Here is a 19582-nt window from a genome sequence, read left to right on the forward strand (position 1 = left end):
GACGTTTACAGCATCGTGCTGAAAAAGGCTCCCGAAGTTGGCAAACCCGTTTATGTGACCGTGTCTGCGAACCGGTCTTCAACTGAAGACAAATCGCTGGAAATACCCGAAATGGTTAGCGGAACAGCAATCAGCTTTACGGCTGGCGGCACGTCGCTGACACGCACCACGGGTAGCTGGCTCGATGAAGGGTTCGACATCTTCCAATCCATCGAATTGACGGATGCGGGTGACAGCAACGGCATTTACGAGATCGTTTCGGTCAGTGACACAGAGATTATCGTTGCAACTACATTTGCCACCACGGAGACAGGTCTGACCACAGCCGGAGTTATCGGGCAACGGGCGGAATCCGTCCTTGTCAGCGCGAACGGGTCCGACTTTGTGGATGCTCTCGTGCTGACGTTTGACCATACCAACTGGAACACGGAGCAGATTGTCACCGTGCTGGCTCAGGATGACGCGGCGGACGAAGGCAACAGAACCGTCATCATCAGCCACTCGGTGATCTCGGATGACGAAAATTTTGACAACGTTGCGGTGGCCAACGTCGATGTGACCGTCATTGACGACGATCTGGCGTCGGTAGTGCTGACGCAATCCGGCGTGGATACCCGCGTACTTGAAGGTGACGCGACAACGCAAATCACCGATACGTACACCGTCAAGCTGAGCCGTACGCCGGCACTTGGCGAAACGGTTACCGTCACGCTAAGCGAAGACAGCAGCCTGTCCGATGGCTTGTCTGACATTACCCTGAGCGCGACTGTGCTGGAGTTCACATCGCTCAACTGGAACATAGGCCAGACAGTCACCATCACTGCGGTTGCTGACGGCATCGAGGAAAACACCGAAGCGGTGCAAATCCTGCACAGTGTCACGACGACGGGCGGCACCTACGACAATACCGCGGATGAAATACTGGATATCGAGGTCGTCGATGGCGATACCGCTGGAGTCTACCTGAGCGAAACCAACGGCTCGACGCGGGTGACGCTGGAGACAGACAGCCTGGGTGTACAAACGCCAGCCGACACCGATAAATACTCACTGCGCCTGACCGCAGCGCCTGACGAAGACGTCACAATCAGCATCTTTGATGATGGTCAGACGCGGATCATACAGGACGGTATCAGGGTCAGCCAGCGCACATTTGGTGCACCGGCAACCGTGAACTTTGTCCGTCAGGAAGACGGTTTGGACTTCATCGAACGGACAGACGGTGGCAACTGGTGGAACACCGACGGGATCGAACCCGGTATGACCGTAGATGTAACGGGTACGACGTCGAATGATGGCCCATTGCTGATCTCGGGCGTGTCACTGGACGGCAAAACGCTGACCATTGTAGGTGGCATTGACCTGACCTCAGAGGCAGGTGTGCTAGCCAACTTCTCGGTCACCGTGTCGCAGATCACCTTTGATGCAACGAATTGGTGGATCCCTGTTGACGTGGTGCTGGAAGCAGACCCAACTTTCGATCCAACGGCCGAAAACTACATCACCAAGGTCTTCCCGACCGAAGAACACACAACCTCAAAAATCAAAGGGCCGCTCATCATCGAAGGCGGCGTAACGGTTGAGCGGGAGCTGAAAACGGCGGTGGTCTTGCCGACTGAATTTGACAGCGGTCCGGTGACTGTAACAGTGGATACTGACGAGACCCTGCAGAACGACCGGGTCAATATCTTTAATGATACATCAGATGCCGACGATACGGGCACGATGGACAACACCGTTCTGCCAGATGGGCGCGAAGCCATCCTGATCAACGGTCTGGGCATGGGTGAACTGACACGGGAATTCAATCAGGGCACACCGACAAATCCTGATCTCATCACGTTCCCCGAAGGTATCGCAATGACGAACGTCGAGATTATCGACGTACTCCTTGGCAAGGGCGATGACAGTTTCACAATCAATGACACGAACCGCTTCAGCGACAACGAAGTTGCGACGGATCTGACAATCACCGCCATTCACGGCGGCGGCGGGGCCGACACGATCGACATCAATGGTGGTGCCGGACCGGACTCGATCCTCGTGGTCTACGGCGACACCAAAGCGGATGGCAGCCGGTATGACTGGCTGGGTGGTGCGCCGTCTGGCGGTGGCCTTGAGTTCGATGCTTGGGAAGATCCCGACGCACATGCAGACATCATCGATGCGTCCGATCTTATCCTTGCTCCGCAGGCGAGCGTGGGCCTGACGATCTATGGCGGTGCTGGCAATGATACCATTCACGGCTCGTCTGCGGGGGATCACATCGCGGGCGGCTCCGGCGACGACAGTATCGAAGGCGATGGCGGACCGGATCATATCTACGGCGACAACGGCTTTAATGTCGAACTGGCGACCCGCTTCCTTGAGGTTGTCGACACGATCGAGGTTGATTCGGAATTGCTGGGAAGTGCCGACACCCGTGCACCGGGAGCCGATGTTATCCAAGGCAACGGCGGCGATGATCTGATCGTGGGCGATCTTGGTGAGATCGGACAAACTGCCGGGGTCAACCGTCTGACGACCACGGGAGAGGTGACGTATATCTCCACACGCAACCCAGTGTTTGGCGGCAACGACGTCATCACAGGAGATGCCGGTGAGGATGTCATTCTAGGCGGAAACGGCAACGACAGCATCGAAGGTGGTACGCAGGATGACGTTATCCTCGGTGATCATGGCATCGTGGTTTGGGACACAGACGGCGACCTTGCAACTCTGGACAGCATCGAAAGCACCGACTTTGACGAGGGTGGCGATGATACAATCCGCGGTGATGACGACCGTGACATTATTCTCGGCGGCAGCTTTGACGATGTCATCTTCGGGGGCGCGGAAAACGACCTGATCTTCGGGGATCACGCGCTGATTGCGGGTAACATCCTTACTGAAGATCTGCCGCTGGCCATCGACGCACGCTTTACCGCGACCTCTATTGAGACCGGAGAGGGTGACTTTGGCGGTGACGATGTGATCCTTGGTGACGCGGGCGAGGATGTCATTCTGGGTCAGCAAGGCAGCGATATCATCTTTGGTGGCGCGGACGACGATGACATCATCGGTGGCCATAACGTTGACCTGGACACAGATGGCGAGTTTACGGCTGATGGTGATGACGCCATAGACGGTGGACTGGGCGATGATGTCATTCTGGCCGACAACGGGACCGTGTTTCGGGCCACCTCGTCCGATGACGAACGTTTCCGCAAACTCACCGGGTCCGAAATCTACGGTCGCGGTCTGGCCGATGGCGATGGCGACGCTTCGGATGATGGTCTTGCACAAGTGGGTGCCACGGCGCAGACGAACCCGGATGGAACGGCGCTGCGCACGATTGAGCTCTTCGATATGGGGGATGATCAGGACGAGCAGACCGGGATCGAATGGGGCAACGACTATGTGGCCGGTGGCGCCGACGATGATGTGATCTTCAGCCAGATGGGCGATGACGTCATCCAAGGTGACGGCTCAATCGACTTTGCCGATGTGTTCGATGCAATCACCAACGCCACGATTAACCTGAGTGAGGTTGCCTTTGAGCGCGGGGACGATGGTGCTATCGCCGTTCTAAATACTTCGCAGGATGACTTTGCCGGTGTCGGCACCGATGGGACCGACTACATCGAAGGCGGCGCGGGCGGCGATCTGATCCTCGGCAACCTTGGTCAGGATGATCTGGTCGGCGGTTCTTCGTCCCTCTACGATGGCATCAGGACAAAAGCGCAACGTGAAGGTGACGGCTCTGACGACATCTTTGGCGGATCGGCAACAGCCATTGTCCGCAACGACGACGGATCCATCTCTGACAGCCACGGTCGGGATGCAGATGCAATCGCGGGCGATAACGCAAATATCTTCCGTCTACTATCCAGCGCGGGTGTCTTGGAAGACTTCGCCTATGACGATGGCTACGGCGAGCAGATTGTCCCACGGGCGATTTCCCTGCTGGATTACACGGCCTTTGGTCTGACCAACAATGACATCGGTGCGGGCGACGAAATCCACGGCGAGACCGGTGACGACAGTGTCTACGGTATGGTCGGCGATGACGTCATCTTCGGTGATTCGCATGATGACGATCTGATTGGCGGCCGCGGTCACGACTGGATCTCGGGCGGCACTGGGCTTGACGGTATTCTTGGCGACGACGGACGGATCATGACAAGCCGCGTCGGTGCCGGTGGCGAGACGCTCTACGGCGTTGCGGCACTTGCCCCGGAGGATATTGACAAGACAATCTCGACGCCCGGCAATGTCCAGGTCGAGGTGATCAACGAAACGGGCTCACTCAAGAAGTCGGTCAATCTGATGCCGTTCTCGGCAAACGGTCTGGCGGCGTTTGATCCTTTCGCCGAGCAAGTCGAGGAGGATGCCGATGACATCCTGTTTGGCGGATTGGGCGACGACTCCATTCATGGTGGGTTGGGCGATGACGCCATCTCGGGTGCGGAGGCTCTGGCCGATGCGGTTGCGATCATCTTTGATGGCACGCAATTTGTCACTGTGACGGATGACGGTGGTGACCCGATCCGCGTCGGCTTTGATAACCCTGGCAACCCCGGTGACATTTTGCAGTTTGGTCTGCGCGCGGGTGAGATGGGCGCATATGACGAATACGAGCCACTGGTCCGCATCGAAACGGCAGATGGGCAATTCTTCCTAAACTTTGCCAGTGATGAAGGTGAGGCCGTCAATAACGGCGGTGATGCGACGGCATCTGACGGCGACGACATCCTGTTTGGTGATCTTGGCAATGATTGGATTGTCGGCGGTACAGGTCGTGACCATGCGTATGGTGGTTATGGCAATGACCTGATGAACATGGACGACGAGCTGGGCACGAACGGTGGCTTGAACGACGGAACCGAGACGGACGCCAGCTATGAAGACCGTGCATATGGTGGTGCTGGACGCGACGTGTTGATCGCCAACACGGGCGGCGATCGTCTGATTGACTGGGTGGGCGAGTATAACTCCTACCTGACACCATTTGCGCCCTTTGGCCTTGCAACGGTCAGCCGCGCGCCGCAACCGGCACTGCAGAACTTCCTGCTGGAGCTGTCAGAAAGCCATGGGGCGGATCAAACGCGTGCTGCAGATGAAGGCAGTGACGCCTCTCGCAACGGCGAACCCTTCGGAGAGCTGGGTATGGTCATCCAGAAAGACCCTGAGTGGCAAGACCAGACAGGTGCCCCTGATGATCCACAAGCCGGTAACATACCGGGTGGTCCGCGTGACGTGCTACGCTCTGCTTCGTTCTCTGGCGCAGGTGGTGGCAACCAGTCCAACGTGGATGACGGCACGCTCAACGCACAGGGCTTCCTCGCCGATACGGGCACATGGGAGCAGCAGGATGGCCGCTTGACCGTGGCACCAGAAACGTTGGGAGCGGATGCCGTCAGCATCTACAACGTCAACGATATGCTGCCCAGCTACTACGAGGTCGTGGCGAACATCATCGCCGAAAAACCGACGGGCGGGTACAAATCCAACGCTTACATGATCTTCGACTACCAGTCGGAGGACGACTTCAAGTTCGCTGGTATCAACATTTCGAACGACAAGCTCGAGATCGGCTATCGCGATGCGACAGGCTGGCATGTGATCGATCAGGACAATGCGCGTTTGAAACCTGGAAAGGCTTATAACGTCAAGGTTGCCGTGAATGGTGTTACGGTTACGGTTGCGGTCGATAACAAAGATGTCTTCAGCCTGGCCTTTGCGCCGCGCGTGGATAACGACGGTTTCACCTACGGGCTGAACACCGGGTTCGTCGGGTTTGGCGCGAACAACTCCAAGGCGTCGCTTGACAACGTGGCGGTACAAGTTCTGCCGCCCGAATTGACGTTCGAAGCTGAAACCGAGTTCGACAGCACTACGGGCGTATTTGGCGATACAATAGGTGACTGGATCGTTGCCGGAGGTACCGCAACTGGTGGTGGCACCGATGCCGCACCGGCCTTTGCGCTGGCACCGATCACCACCGGGGCAAACTATGTTATGCGGGTAGAAGCGGATATATCCAGAGCCACAGGTGGCGGACTTGTCTTCGATTACTACAGCGCATCGGCCTACAAGTTTGCCCGCCTTACGATAGATGGCATGATTGAAATCGGCCATGTTTCCGGTGGCGTGGAAACCGTCGACTATGTTGCAGACGCCCGTTTGTCTGGCACCGCAACCTTCGCAACTGTCAAAGTGTCGCTCTACGCAGGCACAGTCGACATTGTCGTCAACGGCAACGCCATCGGTGGCGAGGTCTTCAACGGTGTCACCGTAGACGGCCAGGTCGGGCTGATGAGTGAAGGTGGCGCCGTCTTTGATCGCGCAGCTGTTCAGACCAATGATCCTGCGTACGAAGAGACAATTGTCGCCGTTGTCGCAGGCGACGGATCGGGTGCTTTGTTGACCAACGAAGCTGTTGAAAGCGTCAAGGACGCGGTGATCGCCCGTCTCTCGGATGAGTACAATCTGTCCGAGGCTGACATTGCAAGGCTCGAAGAGACGGAGATCGTGATCGCATCGCTTGATGGTGTCGAGGTCGCGCGTGTCGAGGACGACACCGTGATTTTGGACGCGGACGGAGCTGGCCACGGATGGTTCGTCGACAGCACGCCGCTGGAGGATGAGGAATTCGGCGGCGATGCGACGGTTGATGGGATTGATCTCGTCTCTGTGCTTGCCCATGAGTTCGCTCATATTCTGGGGTACGAGCATGGAGACGACGCTCTGCTCTCGCCGGTCATCGAGGAAAGCCAGCGCCTGTTGGGTGGTGAAACCACTGTTCCGGCCGGCTTCTCTGGTGAGGCAGACGCGGTGATACAGCAAGACACCGCAGGACGGGCGACGCTGGAAGAAATCATCACAGCGATTGCGACGAGCGAGATCGTGGTGCAGACCGAAAGTGGCAAAGGTAAATCGTACCAGCCCGCGACCGGCGGAACATATGTCTACAATGACGAGACGGAAAGTTTCGAGAAGACGTCTGACGTGTTTGCGACATCTCCTGATGGTAGCGCACTTGCCACGTTGCTGGATGATGATGGAGAGCTCTTCGCCTACATCGATACCAGTGGCGGTCTGTGGATTATCGACGATTTGTCCGAAAACCCCGATGGTCTTTCTGATCCGGAACCGGATGACTGGAACTTTGAGGGGCTTGTCACGTGACACGATCCACCGCATGATCGGGTATGAGTGAATAAAGTTATTTGTGACAATTATTTGAGCGGGGACATACGGTCTGTGACATGCGCTTCTGGGGGACGGTAAATGAGTGAATCCGACACCGCTAAGGACGCCGGCGACGGCAAAACCCGCACGGCGTCCAAGATCCAGTGGCAAGATGGTGCGATGCGCACCGACTTTGCCAACGTGGTGAATATTCAGGGGACGCGCGAGCAGATCGAATTCTTTTTCGGTACAAACCGCAGCTGGGATGTTTCGGGCGACGGCGATGTTACCGTTGATCTGACCAACCGTCTGATCCTAACACCCTTCGCGGCGAAAAGGATGCATCGCATTCTGACCACGGTATTGCGCGAATATGAATCCCGACACGGCATCCTGAAGGTCGAGGACAGCTAGACCTGAAAGGTAGATCTATGCGCAAAGACGACAGGTCCGATCATCAGGCAGAAACACAGCCTGCAGGTGTCACGCTGCTGGAACAAGGTCTCTGGAAGCGTCTGGCAAGTGCCGAGGGCAGCGAGGAGGTCAGCAAAGCCTGGGCACCGTTGATGTTCGCCTTGCTGGAAGAGCCGGATATTTGCGCGGTTTTCTTGATCGATGACGACACGCTGCGTCTGCGACAGGCGGCTGCATGGCCGGAAACCAGGGTGCCGGGGAGTGCGATCGTATCTGCCGCTGAGGGCTGTGTTGCGCAAGGCCGTGGTATAGTCAAGGGGGATATGCCCAAAGACGGAGAGGGGGGACAGGTTGCCATTGCCGCTCCGGTGATTGTTGAAGGCAAGACCACCGGAGCTGTGGCTTTTGAGGGCTGGTTGCACGATCACACCGCACTGCAAAACACTATGCGCCGCTTGCAATGGGGGGCGGCGTGGATCCGCGACGCGGAACGCGCCCGGCTCGCCGCGCGCGAGGCACAGCGGCACGCCTATGCGATAGGTGCCCTACATACCATTACCACCGTTGCGGAGCAGGAAGGGTTCCAAACCTCGGTACAAGCTGCGGTGACCGATCTTGCCACCAGATTTGGTTGCGATCGGGTGTCGATCGGATTTCGCCGTTTTCGGCGTTCACGGGTCCGGGCGATCTCACATACCGCGCAGTTCGGCCGTCACATGCAGCTGGTGCGGCAACTCGGGGCCGTGATGGATGAGGCCATCGATCAACGCGGCGTTGTGATCTACCCCGAACCGCAAACCATTGATGCGCCGATGGCAACGCATCGGCATGAGCGGTTGGCGCGTGCGCAGAATATCGGGCATGTGTTGACCGTCCCCTTGTACGTGAAGGGAAAATTTGTTGGCGGCGCGACCTTTGAACGCCCGGTGGAACAATCTTTTACACAGGCGGAGGCGGAAATTCTCGAAGCGAGCGTTACGGTTCTCGCCCCTGTGCTGGAAGAGGCGCGCCGCGCTGACCGCATGGTCATCGTTCAGGCGGCGGACTGGACCCGTCGGCAGTTTGCGGAATTGTTCGGCCCGTCGCGCCTTTTGCGCAAGGCGCTGTTTCTCGCCGGGGTGCTGCTCGTTGCCTTCTTCTGGGTGGCCAAGACAACAGATCGCATTCCAGCGGACGCGCGCGTGGAGGCCCAAGTCCAGCGGATGCTGGTTGCGCCCTATGATGGTTTCATTTCCGAAGCCAATGTTCGCGCAGGCGACAGGTTCGCCGCCGGTGATGTGCTCGTCAGGCTTGACGACCGCGAACCAGCGCTCGAACGTTTGCGTCTTTTGTCGGAGCAGCAGAGTTCAACGCTCGAGTACGATCAGGCCTTGGCCGCGGGTGATCGCGCTGAGGCGCAAGTGCAGCGCAATCGTATCGAACAAGTAGCCGTGCAGATTGCTCTGGTGGACAAGCAGATTGAGCGCGCTCTGCTGGTCGCACCCTTCGACGGCATTGTTGTTGCCGGCGATCTGTCGCAGTCCATTGGCGGTGCGGTCGTGCGCGGTCAGGAGATGATGACGCTGGTGCCCGATGAAGGCTACCGGGTCACGCTGCAAGTTGAAGAAGACCGCATCAGGGATGTGCGTGTCGGACAAGCAGGCACGCTCGTGGTTGCCGCGCTTCCACAACGCAGCTTTGACGTTGAGGTGGGCCGGATCACACCGGTCGCGAATTACGCGGATGGTCGTACCACCTTTCGGGTTGAAGCCAGGCCTTTGGGGGACGCCAGCATCCTGCTTCCGGGCATGGAAGGGATCGTGAAGCTCGACGCGGGCGAGGACCGGTTGATCGCCACGTGGACGCGGCCGATGCGCGATTGGGCGCGGCTTTGGGCCTGGCGGTGGTTGCGGCTTGGTGGTGGCGAGGGCTGATCCATGTCGGCATTTCTCAGCGAAGACTGGTATCGTGTCGCCCCTTTGAAACTGAGGCTCCGAAGCCACGTCGAAATACACCGCCAGACGTTCCGAGGTGACATCTGGTACGTGGTGCAGGATTTGCATTCCGGGCGATATCACCGGATATCCCCCGCTGCAAATCTTGTCGCAAGCCTGATGGACGGGCGCAGAACCATGCAACAGCTTTGGGAAATCGCTTGCGAGCGGTTCCCAGAAGATCCGCCCTCGCAAAGCGATATGATACATCTCGTGTCGCAGATGCACGCATCGGATCTGGTTGCAGGCGAAACGCTGCCGGACATAAAAGAGTTGGGTCGTCGTCATTACAAGCAGGAACGACGCGCGTTGATGGCGCGATTGAAAAACCCGCTGGCGCTGCGGTTCCCGATCTTTGATCCCGACGCGTTTCTCGAAAGTACCATCCGTTATGTGCGTCCGCTGTTCACCATCTGGGGGGCACTGGCGTGGTTTGCGCTGGTTTTGACAGGCGTTGTGCTGGCGGTGTTGAATTTCGACTTGCTGACTGAAGACATTGCAGATCGCGTGCTGAGCCGTGAAAACCTCTTGCTGATCGCAACAGCCTATCCTTTGGTCAAGGCGATCCACGAGATGGGACATGCCTATGCCACCAAGGTATGGGGCGGTGAAGTGCACGAGATCGGGGTGATGCTGCTGGTCCTGATCCCCGTTCCTTATGTTGATGGGTCGGCTTCAGCCGCTTTCCCCGAAAAGTGGCGCAGAGCGGTTGTCGGCGGAGCAGGCATCATGGTCGAATTGGCGCTGGCTGCGGCTGCGATGATTTTCTGGATCAATGCCGAACCGGGGCTGGCGCGGGCCTTTGCCTTTAACGTGATGCTCATCGGCGGTGTCTCCACGTTGCTTTTCAATGGTAACCCGCTTTTGCGTTTTGACGGCTATTTCGTGCTTTCCGACATCCTGGAGATGCCCAACCTGGCGACGCGGGCGAACAAGTATTTCTGGTATCTGGTGCAGCGGTACTTGCTGGGCGTCAAAAAGGCGCAGTCGCCGATCACGGCACGCGGAGAACGCGGCTGGTTTCTGTTATATTCCGTTGCTGCCTTTGTGTATCGCATTTTCATTTCGATTGCGATTTCGCTCTTCATTGCGTCGAAGCTGTTTTTCGTCGGGATCATTCTGGCGGTTTGGGCCTTGTCCAACGTCTTTGTGTTCCCAATTTTCAAGGGAATTCGTTTTATCTTGACAGACAAGGCTTTGCGCGGCAACCGGCGGCGCGCGGTCGGGCTGGCGACCGTTGCCGTGGCGATGCTGGGCGGCGGCCTTTTTGTGCTGCCTGTGCCGTACGCTACGCTGGCAGATGGCGTTGTCATTTTTGACGAGAACCAGATCGTCAGGGCGGATACCGGCGGATTTATCGAAGAAGTGGTTGATGATGGCGCGCACGTAAATGCCGGCGATGTTCTGGTGCGGGTGTCCGATCCTGCGCTTGACTCGCAGACCCGCCTGACCGAGGCGCGCCTAGCCGAGATCAAGCTGCGTCTGGACAGCACCAGCCTGGCAGATCAGACGCGCGTGACCATTTATCGTGAACAGCAGGCTTTCCTGTCTCAACGGCTGGAGCATTTCAACGATTTGCAGGACGGCTTGGAGACACGGGCCAGTCAGAACGCGCAGGTCGTGATCCCGGGGTCCGGTGACATGATTGGCAGGCTCACTGAAAAGGGAGCGGTCCTGGGGTATCTCAAGACCGATGCGCCACCCCGTCTGCGGGTCGCGGTGTCCGAGACATCGGCGGATCTGGTAAGAAACAGGACACTGGGAACCGCCATTCGTTTCCGGAGCGATCTCAAGACAGTCGTACCAGCGCAGATCGTCGCGGCACCCTCCGAAGGCATGGCGATCCTGCCGTCACCCGGTCTTTCCACCGACGCAGGCTCTTCGCTCGTGCGCGATCCGACCGACCCGGATGGTTTGCGTACATTGCAGACGATATTCACCTTCGACTTGGTTCCCGACGTGCCGGTTTCGCCGTTGATGGGCGAACGTGCGGTCGTGCGCTTTGACCACGGATATGAGCCCATCGGTTACCGGATGATCCGCGCGGCGCGCCAGCTTTTCTTGCGGCAATTCAATGTCTGACGGTGCGTTCTCAGTCTCCGAAGGGGAATTCCGCCGCCCGCTCTTGGCCACGTACTTTGAACGGGCGGACAGCCTTGACACCGGATTTGACCGCTGGGTTCAGAAACAGATTGGGCGGTTGCTGTCAAAACGCAGCAAGGGGCGCGCCCGCGGCCTGCGGGTCATTTTGCGCGAAACCAACCGCCATGCGGCGCATTTCAGTCAGTTGAGCGACGCGGCGCTCGGACACGCGGCATCAGATATTCGCACCACGTTGTCGGCGGTGCAGACGGAACGCGGGTTGCACCCGAAAGACGCCGGTCTGGCATTGGCGTTGATTAGTGAGGCCGCGTATCGCACGCTTGGTCTCAGGCCTTATCCGGTCCAGGTCATGGCGGCCTGGGCGATGTTGCGGGGCTTGCTCGCAGAGATGCGAACAGGTGAGGGCAAGACACTTTCGGCGGCAATTGCTGTTTCTGCGGCGGCACTCGGGGGGGCTGCGGTTCATGTCATTACGGTCAATGACTATCTGGCACGGCGCGACGCGGATGGCATGCGGCCCTTGTTCGATTTTCTCGGGTTGTCCGTGGCGGTTTTGGAAGAGGGGCAGCCGCCGCCCGTGCGCCGCCAGCTCTACCGCTCTAACATCGTCTACACGTCGAACAAGGAAATCGCATTTGACTACCTGCGCGATCGCGCGGTGTTGCGCAAAAGGCCGGGGAATCTCGGACGCAAAGCGGAACGTCTAAGCGATGCTGGTGACACCATCTTGACGCTGCGTGGCTTGCATTTCGCGATTGTGGACGAGGCTGATAGCGTGCTGGTGGATGAAGCGCGAACGCCTCTGATCATCTCGGGTGTTGAGGCGACGCACGGTGTCGATACGGAGCTTTTCACTAAGGCGATGGCCGCGGCAAAGGCGTTGCGCAAAGATGTGGACTACCGTGTGATGCCCGATGAACATCGGATTGAGGTTCTCGACGAGGGCTTGGACCGTCTCGATGACATGACCGAGGACGAGACCGGATCATTTGGTGTGCCGGTGATCCGCGATCATGCGATCCGCCAGGCACTGACCGCACTCCATCTATTCTTTCATGACATTCATTACATCCTGCGCGACGATAAGGTGATGATCGTAGACGAGTTTACCGGGCGCATTCAGCCGGACAGGACATGGTCGGAAGGCCTGCACCAGATGATCGAACTCAAAGAAGGGCTGGAGCCGACACCTCCGCGAGATACGGTGTCGCGGATGACGTACCAACGGTATTTCAGACGCTATCACAAACTGGCGGGCATGACAGGTACCGCAAGGGACGCGGCGGCGGAGTTGTGGGCGGTTTACCGGCTTCCTGTCGCGCGCATACCGACCAACAAACGCGATATTCGGAAATTCGCCAAGGACCGGGTGTTTCGCTCCGAAAAGGCAAAGTGGCAGGCGATCGGTCGGCATGTGGCCAAGCTGCACGCGAAAAACCTGCCGGTATTGATTGGGACGCGGTCCGTTGCGGCGTCCATGGCAGCGGCCGAACGGCTTGAGGAACTGGGATTGCCGCACCGGGTGTTGAGCGCGCGCCAGGACAGCTTCGAGGCGGAGGTGATCGCCGAAGCAGGGCAGGCGGGTAGTATTACCATCGCGACAAACATGGCCGGCCGTGGCACGGATATCAAACTGGCCGAAGGTGTTGCGGCACTGGGTGGGCTGCACGTTATCCTCACTGAACGGCACGACAGCCGCCGGATTGATCTGCAACTGCTGGGACGGTGCGGACGCCAGGGAGATCCAGGGAAATGTGAAGCCTTTCTGTCGCTTGAGGACGAGCTGATGCGCGGTGATCATGCCGCACTCTATCGCCGGTTGGGGAACATCGCGGCGCTGTTCGGGCCCCGTGCCGCCGGGTGGTTTTTGCGCAGCAGGCAGCGACAGGTGGAAAGGGTCCATGCCCGGATGCGAGCGGATCTGCTGGATGCCGACCGCAACCTCGGGGAACTGCTTGCAGTGACAGGAGATATTGAATGACCCACAAGGGCGCGGCAGACCTTTTTTCCGCTCTGCAGGATGTGGAGAAGCCGTGGCTCGTGGAACATTCAGCAAAGCTGCTGCCCGGAGAGGTGCGCAACGGACGTTTGCTCGTGAGTTTTCCGCGTCGTGCCTTGGGACCCGGGCCGTCGCGCCGGCTGCGCGACATTTGCGATCGTCTGGGTGCGCCAGAGGTAGGATTTGCCCGCATTGACGCAGTTCAGTCACGCGCGATTATGGTGCACTTCGGGCTGGAACCGGAACCCGCTGGTATGCGCTTCAAGTGTTACCTTGAATTCTCAAGGCGCGATACCCCCGCGACGCATCTTGCGTTTCTCGCGGTGAAATGGGTGCCACGAACTGGTGGCTTTGCGGTCAGCCGCTACTGGCGCCGCGACCACCTTGAAACACATTCCCGCATCGCGTTGATCGGAGATGTTCTGCCTGCCGGCGCGCTGCGAGAGATGTTTGAGAACCTGTCTAGGCAAGCGGACGACGCAGAGGCAGGCGGGCTGCTTGAAATCGATGAACTGTCCGGTCCGCGCCGGTCACTGGATCTCAACCTCGCGGACGCGGAATTGAAAGTGGCTGACCGGAAGGCATGTCTGGTCTCTGGCCTCGGGCGTTTTTCGGGTGCGCAGGACTACCTGGAAGGGATCGCGGGCGACAAGCTTGGGCATATCGCGGCAGGCACCTCGCGGGAAGGCCAGGCCTTTGCGACGGTTTACCACGGCGCGCATTTCATGTCGGATATGGTGCACTGATGGCTTGGAGTCTCGAAAACCGGTTAGAGGCTTTCCAAGCCGACGATCCGTTGCGCGACTATTGCCAATGGCCTTACGAGGCACCTGTTCCGGCTTCAGCAGCCGCGTTGCGGTCCTCGGCACTGCTTTACCAGTCATTTGCCGTGGCGGGTCAATCGGAGAGAATGTTGGCATTCACAGACGCCATCCGGCACGCTGCGGGGCCCTTCAACACGGTTTTTGGCGTCAAATTTGCCGAAGGACGGCTAAGTTGGGAATTCTATTTCTACGATTATGCGCGCACGAAAAGACGCTTTGGCCTTGCGGATTTTCAGGCAGCGTCCGGCCCGTTTCTGTCAGTTACACCGCAAGCGACGGATGACCGCCCTTATTTTATGTTTTCGGTAGAGGTTGACGAACGCCACATCGATCAAGGTGTCTCATTGGAGCAGATAGACCTCTATGTTGGCAGCCCTGGCAGCGAAGTATCGACAGGCATATGTTACGGGTTGACGACAAGAGGCATGGAGATGCGCAACATCTATTTCTTTTTCGATGCGATCAGCCACGCACAGGACATCCGCGAGAAAATCGTCGAAAACGCGCATGTTCCGTGGCGCGCCCTGCGACTGCCGGAAGTGTTGTGGCCCGAAATGGATGCACAGACGATTGTTGTCGCCAACAAGCGTTACAATGACGGCCTGTATTTCTCGCGTATCGGCATTGACGCGTTGCTGGCTTTTCTAGACCGCTTGTCATTTCCTCCGGCTATTGTGGATTTTGCCAGACAAAATCGCCATGCTTTTGCGCACCACCTCTTTGACGTGGGGTATGATTATGTGCAATCGCCGGATGGAAATGGTATCTTGCCGGTGAAAGGAAGTTACTATGGGCTCCTCTGACACTCCTGTGCCAAAAACGGTGGTGGCGATCCGCAAGATCAGTGCGCCGGGTGTGCGGTTGGGCATGACCTCGACGCCGGAAGAACAAAAGGCGCGCCCCGGGCTGTCGCTGCGCGACCACGACGACTATGTGTCGATCACGATGGAATTTCGCTGCAACCTCAAGTGTGTTCACTGCATGATCGAAGGCACGATGGATCATCTGAAGGCAGCACCTGACGGGCAGTTCGAGCGGGTGCTTGCCGAGCAACGTAGCAACAAGCGGTGGAAGGGGCTTGTCCTCACAGGCTCCGAAATCACGCTCAACCGAAACTTGCCGAAGTGGGCCGAGCGTGCGCGGTTTTCCGGGTTTGAACGCGTGCGCATTCAGACCCATGGGATGCATCTGTCCCGGCCGGGATACGCTGAGCGGTTGTTGAACGCAGGTGTCAACGAATATTTTGTTTCGGTCGCCGGGGCATCGCGTGAAAGCCACGACAGAATTACGCAGGTCGATGGTGCGTGGGACAAGATGATGGTGGGCATGTCACTTCTGGATCAACATGACGATGTGAGATTGCTGACCAACACGGTGGTCACGGAGTTGAGCTATCGAGAGTTACCTGAACTTGTCGCGTCGCTGTCTCATTTGCGGCGACTTATCCAGATGGAATTCTGGAATTACTGGCCAATGGCCGAAACCGATGATAAGAACTTGTGTGCGTCGCATCTGGATATTCTGCCCTATCTGCGCCGCGCGATTGAAGTGGCTCGCGGACTTGGTCGTTACGTGGAGGTTAAAAATTTTCCTGAGTGCTTGCTGGGCGATTTGTCGGATGCGTTGGTGAACGCGCAGCCGACACTTTTGATCGATCCGGCTTTCTGGAAAGAATTTGACCGCAACGGTTTCTACCAGTGCGCTCACAAGCCGGGCTGTACTTCGACAGAATGCCTTGGTCTAAATACTTCTTACATAAAGAAATTTGGCTGGGAAGCCGAAGAACTTTCACCACTTGGAGTTACCGAAAATACGGTTAAGAAGACATAAATTTCTTTGTCTCTTTCGGCGCTTTGTATAGTCTTAAGATCAAATGCAATTGATTGTTTCAGGGAGTTTAAATTATGACGAAGCAACTTATGATCTATGACCGCGCTGTTCCGGTTTCGACCGACAGGCACAGCGACTGGTCAGTGCGCCAGGACAGGAATTATTCATTTGTCAAAGAGGTGAATTCCGTCCCTTTGCTCGCCGCGGAGTTTCTTGCCGCAGCTCCTCATTACGCCATCGTTTTTGCGGGCGACGAAAACAACGTCTCGCCTTCGGTGATCCTGGGCATCAACAATAACACTAACGCATATGTCAGCGACGAAGGCGCATGGACGGGGGACTACATCCCCGCCTTCATCCGCCGCTATCCATTTGTTTTTGCGCGCTCCGACGACGGAGCCACGTTTACGCTTTGCATTGACGAAGAATTCGAAGGTTTCAACAAGGATGGTGAAGGCGAGCGCCTGTTCGACACCAAGGGGAACCGAACCCAGTTTCTGGAGTCTATGCTGAAATTCACGCAAGACTATCAGACGCTCTCTGATCGTACGCAAAGGTTCTGCGACAGACTGCGCGAAAATGATCTGTTGGAAGGCGCGCGCGCGCAGTTTACGCTGCCTGGTGGCCAGCAGGCCCAGCTTGCCGGATTTTACACCATAAACCGCGCAAAACTCAAAGAATTGCCGGATGACGTTCTGAAAGAGATGTTCGCGACCGACGAAATGGAACTGTGTTTTGCACATCTGCATTCGCTGCAAAACCTCACTCCAATGACTCGCAAGGTCGCGGACGCCGGCGCATCTGCCGCCGCACCGGTGGTTGAAGAAGAACCCGCCGAAGAAGTGGATGCTGAGACTTGAACAAGGCACCCGCCGTCCTTGTCGTGGGCGGCGGGTCTGCCGGGTGGATAACCGCCACGACCTTGAACGCTTCGCTGAACGCGGGTGGTCGGGAACCCGTGCCGGTGACGCTGATCGAAAGCCCGGACACGCCGCGGATCGGCGTGGGCGAAGCCACGATCCCGACGATTAAGAACTGGCTGCACGCCATGCAAATTCCGGAAAGGGAGTTCATGGTGGCCACCGACGCGACGTTCAAGCAGGCGATACGGTTCGATGACTGGAGCGGACCGGGACGGCGCTATCTGCACCCCTTTCACCGGTTTGCGTCGCATCAGGCTCCGAACGTCGTCGCGCACTGGCTGGCATCTGATAGCACCGTTCCGTTTTCGGATCTGGTCAGCGTACAAGGCGCGCTGATCGCACACGGACGGGGGCCGCGCGGTTTGCAAGAGCAGGACTACGGTGGCGCGATACCATATGCCTACCATTTGGATGCAGAAAAGTTCGGAGACTTTTTGTGCGCCCGTGGTGTTGAAAACGGGATCACACATATTCGCGCGCACGTAACGAAGGTGGAGCGTGACGAGGATGGCTACGTCACGGCCGTGATCCTGTCTGATGGTCGCAGGGTCGTCGCCGACCTCTACGTAGATTGCACGGGCTTTGCCGCGTTGCTGTCAGACAAGTCGGGCCCGTTGCCCGATGACTGGCCCGATGACTGGATTGACCAATCCTCTCACCTTATCTGTGACCGCGCTGTTGTCTTCCGTGTTCCGCGTGACGAACAGGGTGCGCCGCCTGCGTTTACGCGTGCGCGTGCACTGTCGTCCGGATGGTGCTGGGACATTGCACTCAGCGAACGGCGGGGGCGGGGCTATGTCTATAGCAGCGCGCATCTGTCCGACAGCGACGCAGAGACGGAATTGCGCACTGAAGACGGCGCGGCGGCGGACGAGGCGTCAGCGCGCATTGTTAATTTCCGCGTGGGTCGCAGAGCCCGGCCGTGGCAGCGGAATGTTGTTTCGGTGGGGCTGTCTGCCGGTTTTCTGGAACCGCTGGAATCGACTGGGCTGTATCTGGCAGAATTTGCGTCGGGGTTGTTGCGATCTCTCTATCCACCGACTGTTGACGCAATACGCAATCCCTTGCCGGCGCAACGCTATAATCAGGTGATGGGCGAAGTGCATGATGCTATTCTCGATTTCATCCAGTTCCATTATGTCGTTGCGCAAAGACGTGACACGCCGTTCTGGCGCGATGCGTCGGACATATCGCGGGCGTCGGAAATGTTGCAGAACCTGCTGGGTATGTGGGATCTCAGGCCGCCCAGCCATGTTGATTTTTCTCTCCAGTTTCCACCGTTCTCGCATGTTAACTACGAATTTATCCTGCTAGGCAGTGGATGGCGACCAAAGGACTCCGAGCCTTCGTTTACGAGGGCTGCGCCAAGTGATCAGATCGCCAGAAGCGTTGCAGGGGCTCTGAAATCTTTGCCGTTGACCGATCAACTTTGGCGGTTCTGCAGAGGTGGTTGATCGGCATTGTCAGAACAAACCGGCTTGAGGCGGGCAGGGCGGATTTGTAGCGTCTGCACATGACCAAACCTGATGGTACTGTCAGAGCAAAATCGCTTGAGCCGGGCAAGGCGGTTTCGTAGCCTCACCGGATGACCAATCCTGATCCATTTCGCTATTTCAAAACGAGCCGTGAGATTATCCGGCTGGCGGTTATGCTGTATGTTCGTTTCCCGCTGTCGCTTCGCAATGTGGAAGATTTGCTCCATGAACGCGGCATCGATGTCAGCCATGAAGCGGTGAGATACTGGTGGCATCGGTTCGGTCCCATGTTCGCGGCGGAGATCCGAAAACGCCGAATTGCCGGTATGAAATCGAGCAAGTGGCGCTGGCATCTTGACGAGATGTTCGTGAAGATCAACGGTGAGCGGCACTACCTTTGGCGGGCCGTCGATCACGAGGGCGAGGTGCTCGAAAGCTACGTCACGAAGACCCGTGATAAGAAGGCGGCGTTGAAATTCTTAAAGAAAGCAATGCGTAAGCACGGTTGTCCGGAGGTGTTCGTCACGGACCTGCTGCGCTCATATGGTGCTGCGCTGAAAGAGATCGGCGCCGCAGACAAGCAGGAAACGGGCCGGTGGATGAACAACCGAGCGGAGAATTCGCACCTGCCTTTTCGACGACGAGAACGGGCCATGCTTCGCTTCCGGCGCATGCGAAGTTTGCAGAAATTCGCCTCCATACACGCTTCCGTCTACAATCACTTTAATCAGGAACGCAGCCTCTCAACTCGAACAAATTTCAAACTCAACCGCGCCGTCGCTCTTGCCGAATGGCGCCAACTCGGCGCGGCATAAGGATCAGCCTTACTGTCCTTGCAGAGACGAGTTCGAATTGGTCTGACAGCACC

General features: G+C 57.7%; 11 protein-coding genes (1 of these 11 running past the window's edge). All 11 read left to right on the plus strand.

Annotated features, from left to right (window positions below):
• A protein-coding gene (locus AC2D8V_RS06135; RefSeq protein WP_484732625.1) for a hypothetical protein crosses the window boundary here: on the plus strand, window positions 1–7170 show its 3' end. 24000 nt of this gene lie to the left of the window's left edge; only the last 7170 of its 31170 coding nucleotides appear in the window; the start codon falls outside the window, past its left edge; its stop codon occupies window positions 7168–7170.
• A gap of 102 nt (window positions 7171–7272) precedes the next feature.
• Window positions 7273–7587, plus strand: a complete 315-nt coding sequence (locus AC2D8V_RS06140; RefSeq protein WP_484732626.1) for a DUF3467 domain-containing protein — start codon at window positions 7273–7275, stop codon at window positions 7585–7587.
• A 17-nt stretch (window positions 7588–7604) separates the two neighbouring features.
• Entirely contained in the window at window positions 7605–9500 is a 1896-nt protein-coding gene (locus AC2D8V_RS06145) for a GAF domain-containing protein (RefSeq protein ID WP_484732627.1), read from the plus strand.
• Between the two features lie 3 nt (window positions 9501–9503).
• Window positions 9504–11642, plus strand: a complete 2139-nt coding sequence (locus AC2D8V_RS06150) for a PqqD family peptide modification chaperone (RefSeq protein WP_484732628.1) — start codon at window positions 9504–9506, stop codon at window positions 11640–11642.
• A complete protein-coding gene (locus AC2D8V_RS06155; RefSeq protein WP_484732629.1) occupies window positions 11635–13644 on the plus strand; it encodes a preprotein translocase subunit SecA in 2010 nt (669 codons plus the stop codon). The genes AC2D8V_RS06150 and AC2D8V_RS06155 overlap by 8 nt, the downstream gene beginning before the upstream one ends.
• Entirely contained in the window at window positions 13641–14408 is a 768-nt protein-coding gene (locus AC2D8V_RS06160) for a hypothetical protein (RefSeq protein WP_484732630.1), read from the plus strand. Before AC2D8V_RS06155 ends, AC2D8V_RS06160 begins: the two co-directional genes overlap by 4 nt.
• The gene (locus AC2D8V_RS06165) at window positions 14408–15289 is read left to right on the plus strand and encodes a hypothetical protein (protein ID WP_484732631.1); all 882 of its coding nucleotides are present in this window, start codon (window positions 14408–14410) and stop codon (window positions 15287–15289) included. The genes AC2D8V_RS06160 and AC2D8V_RS06165 overlap by 1 nt, the downstream gene beginning before the upstream one ends.
• Window positions 15276–16316 carry a radical SAM protein gene (locus tag AC2D8V_RS06170; RefSeq protein ID WP_484732632.1) on the plus strand — a complete coding sequence of 347 codons (1041 nt, stop codon included), beginning with the start codon at window positions 15276–15278 and terminating at the stop codon, window positions 16314–16316. Before AC2D8V_RS06165 ends, AC2D8V_RS06170 begins: the two co-directional genes overlap by 14 nt.
• Window positions 16317–16390: 74 nt before the next feature.
• Window positions 16391–17176 carry a SapC family protein gene (locus AC2D8V_RS06175; protein WP_484732633.1) on the plus strand — a complete coding sequence of 262 codons (786 nt, stop codon included), beginning with the start codon at window positions 16391–16393 and terminating at the stop codon, window positions 17174–17176.
• Entirely contained in the window at window positions 17173–18693 is a 1521-nt protein-coding gene (locus AC2D8V_RS06180; RefSeq protein WP_484732634.1) for a tryptophan halogenase family protein, read from the plus strand. Before AC2D8V_RS06175 ends, AC2D8V_RS06180 begins: the two co-directional genes overlap by 4 nt.
• A gap of 131 nt (window positions 18694–18824) precedes the next feature.
• Complete coding sequence (locus tag AC2D8V_RS06185) at window positions 18825–19529, plus strand: IS6 family transposase (protein WP_484732635.1); 705 nt, start codon at window positions 18825–18827, stop codon at window positions 19527–19529.
• The last annotated feature ends 53 nt before the right edge of the window (window positions 19530–19582 follow it).

The sequence above is a fragment of the Roseobacter sp. YIN89 genome, from assembly GCF_057219365.1.

Excerpts from the sequence above, each read along its gene's own strand:
- AC2D8V_RS06140 (WP_484732626.1), top strand. The coding sequence starts at position 7,273 with ATGAGTGAATCCGACACCGCTAAGGACGCCGGCGACGGCAAAACCCGC.
- AC2D8V_RS06145 (WP_484732627.1), top strand. The coding sequence starts at position 7,605 with ATGCGCAAAGACGACAGGTCCGATCATCAGGCAGAAACACAGCCTGCA.
- AC2D8V_RS06150 (WP_484732628.1), top strand. The coding sequence starts at position 9,504 with ATGTCGGCATTTCTCAGCGAAGACTGGTATCGTGTCGCCCCTTTGAAA.
- AC2D8V_RS06155 (WP_484732629.1), top strand. The coding sequence starts at position 11,635 with ATGTCTGACGGTGCGTTCTCAGTCTCCGAAGGGGAATTCCGCCGCCCG.
- AC2D8V_RS06160 (WP_484732630.1), top strand. The coding sequence starts at position 13,641 with ATGACCCACAAGGGCGCGGCAGACCTTTTTTCCGCTCTGCAGGATGTG.
- AC2D8V_RS06165 (WP_484732631.1), top strand. The coding sequence starts at position 14,408 with ATGGCTTGGAGTCTCGAAAACCGGTTAGAGGCTTTCCAAGCCGACGAT.
- AC2D8V_RS06170 (WP_484732632.1), top strand. The coding sequence starts at position 15,276 with ATGGGCTCCTCTGACACTCCTGTGCCAAAAACGGTGGTGGCGATCCGC.
- AC2D8V_RS06175 (WP_484732633.1), top strand. The coding sequence starts at position 16,391 with ATGACGAAGCAACTTATGATCTATGACCGCGCTGTTCCGGTTTCGACC.
- AC2D8V_RS06185 (WP_484732635.1), top strand. The coding sequence starts at position 18,825 with ATGACCAATCCTGATCCATTTCGCTATTTCAAAACGAGCCGTGAGATT.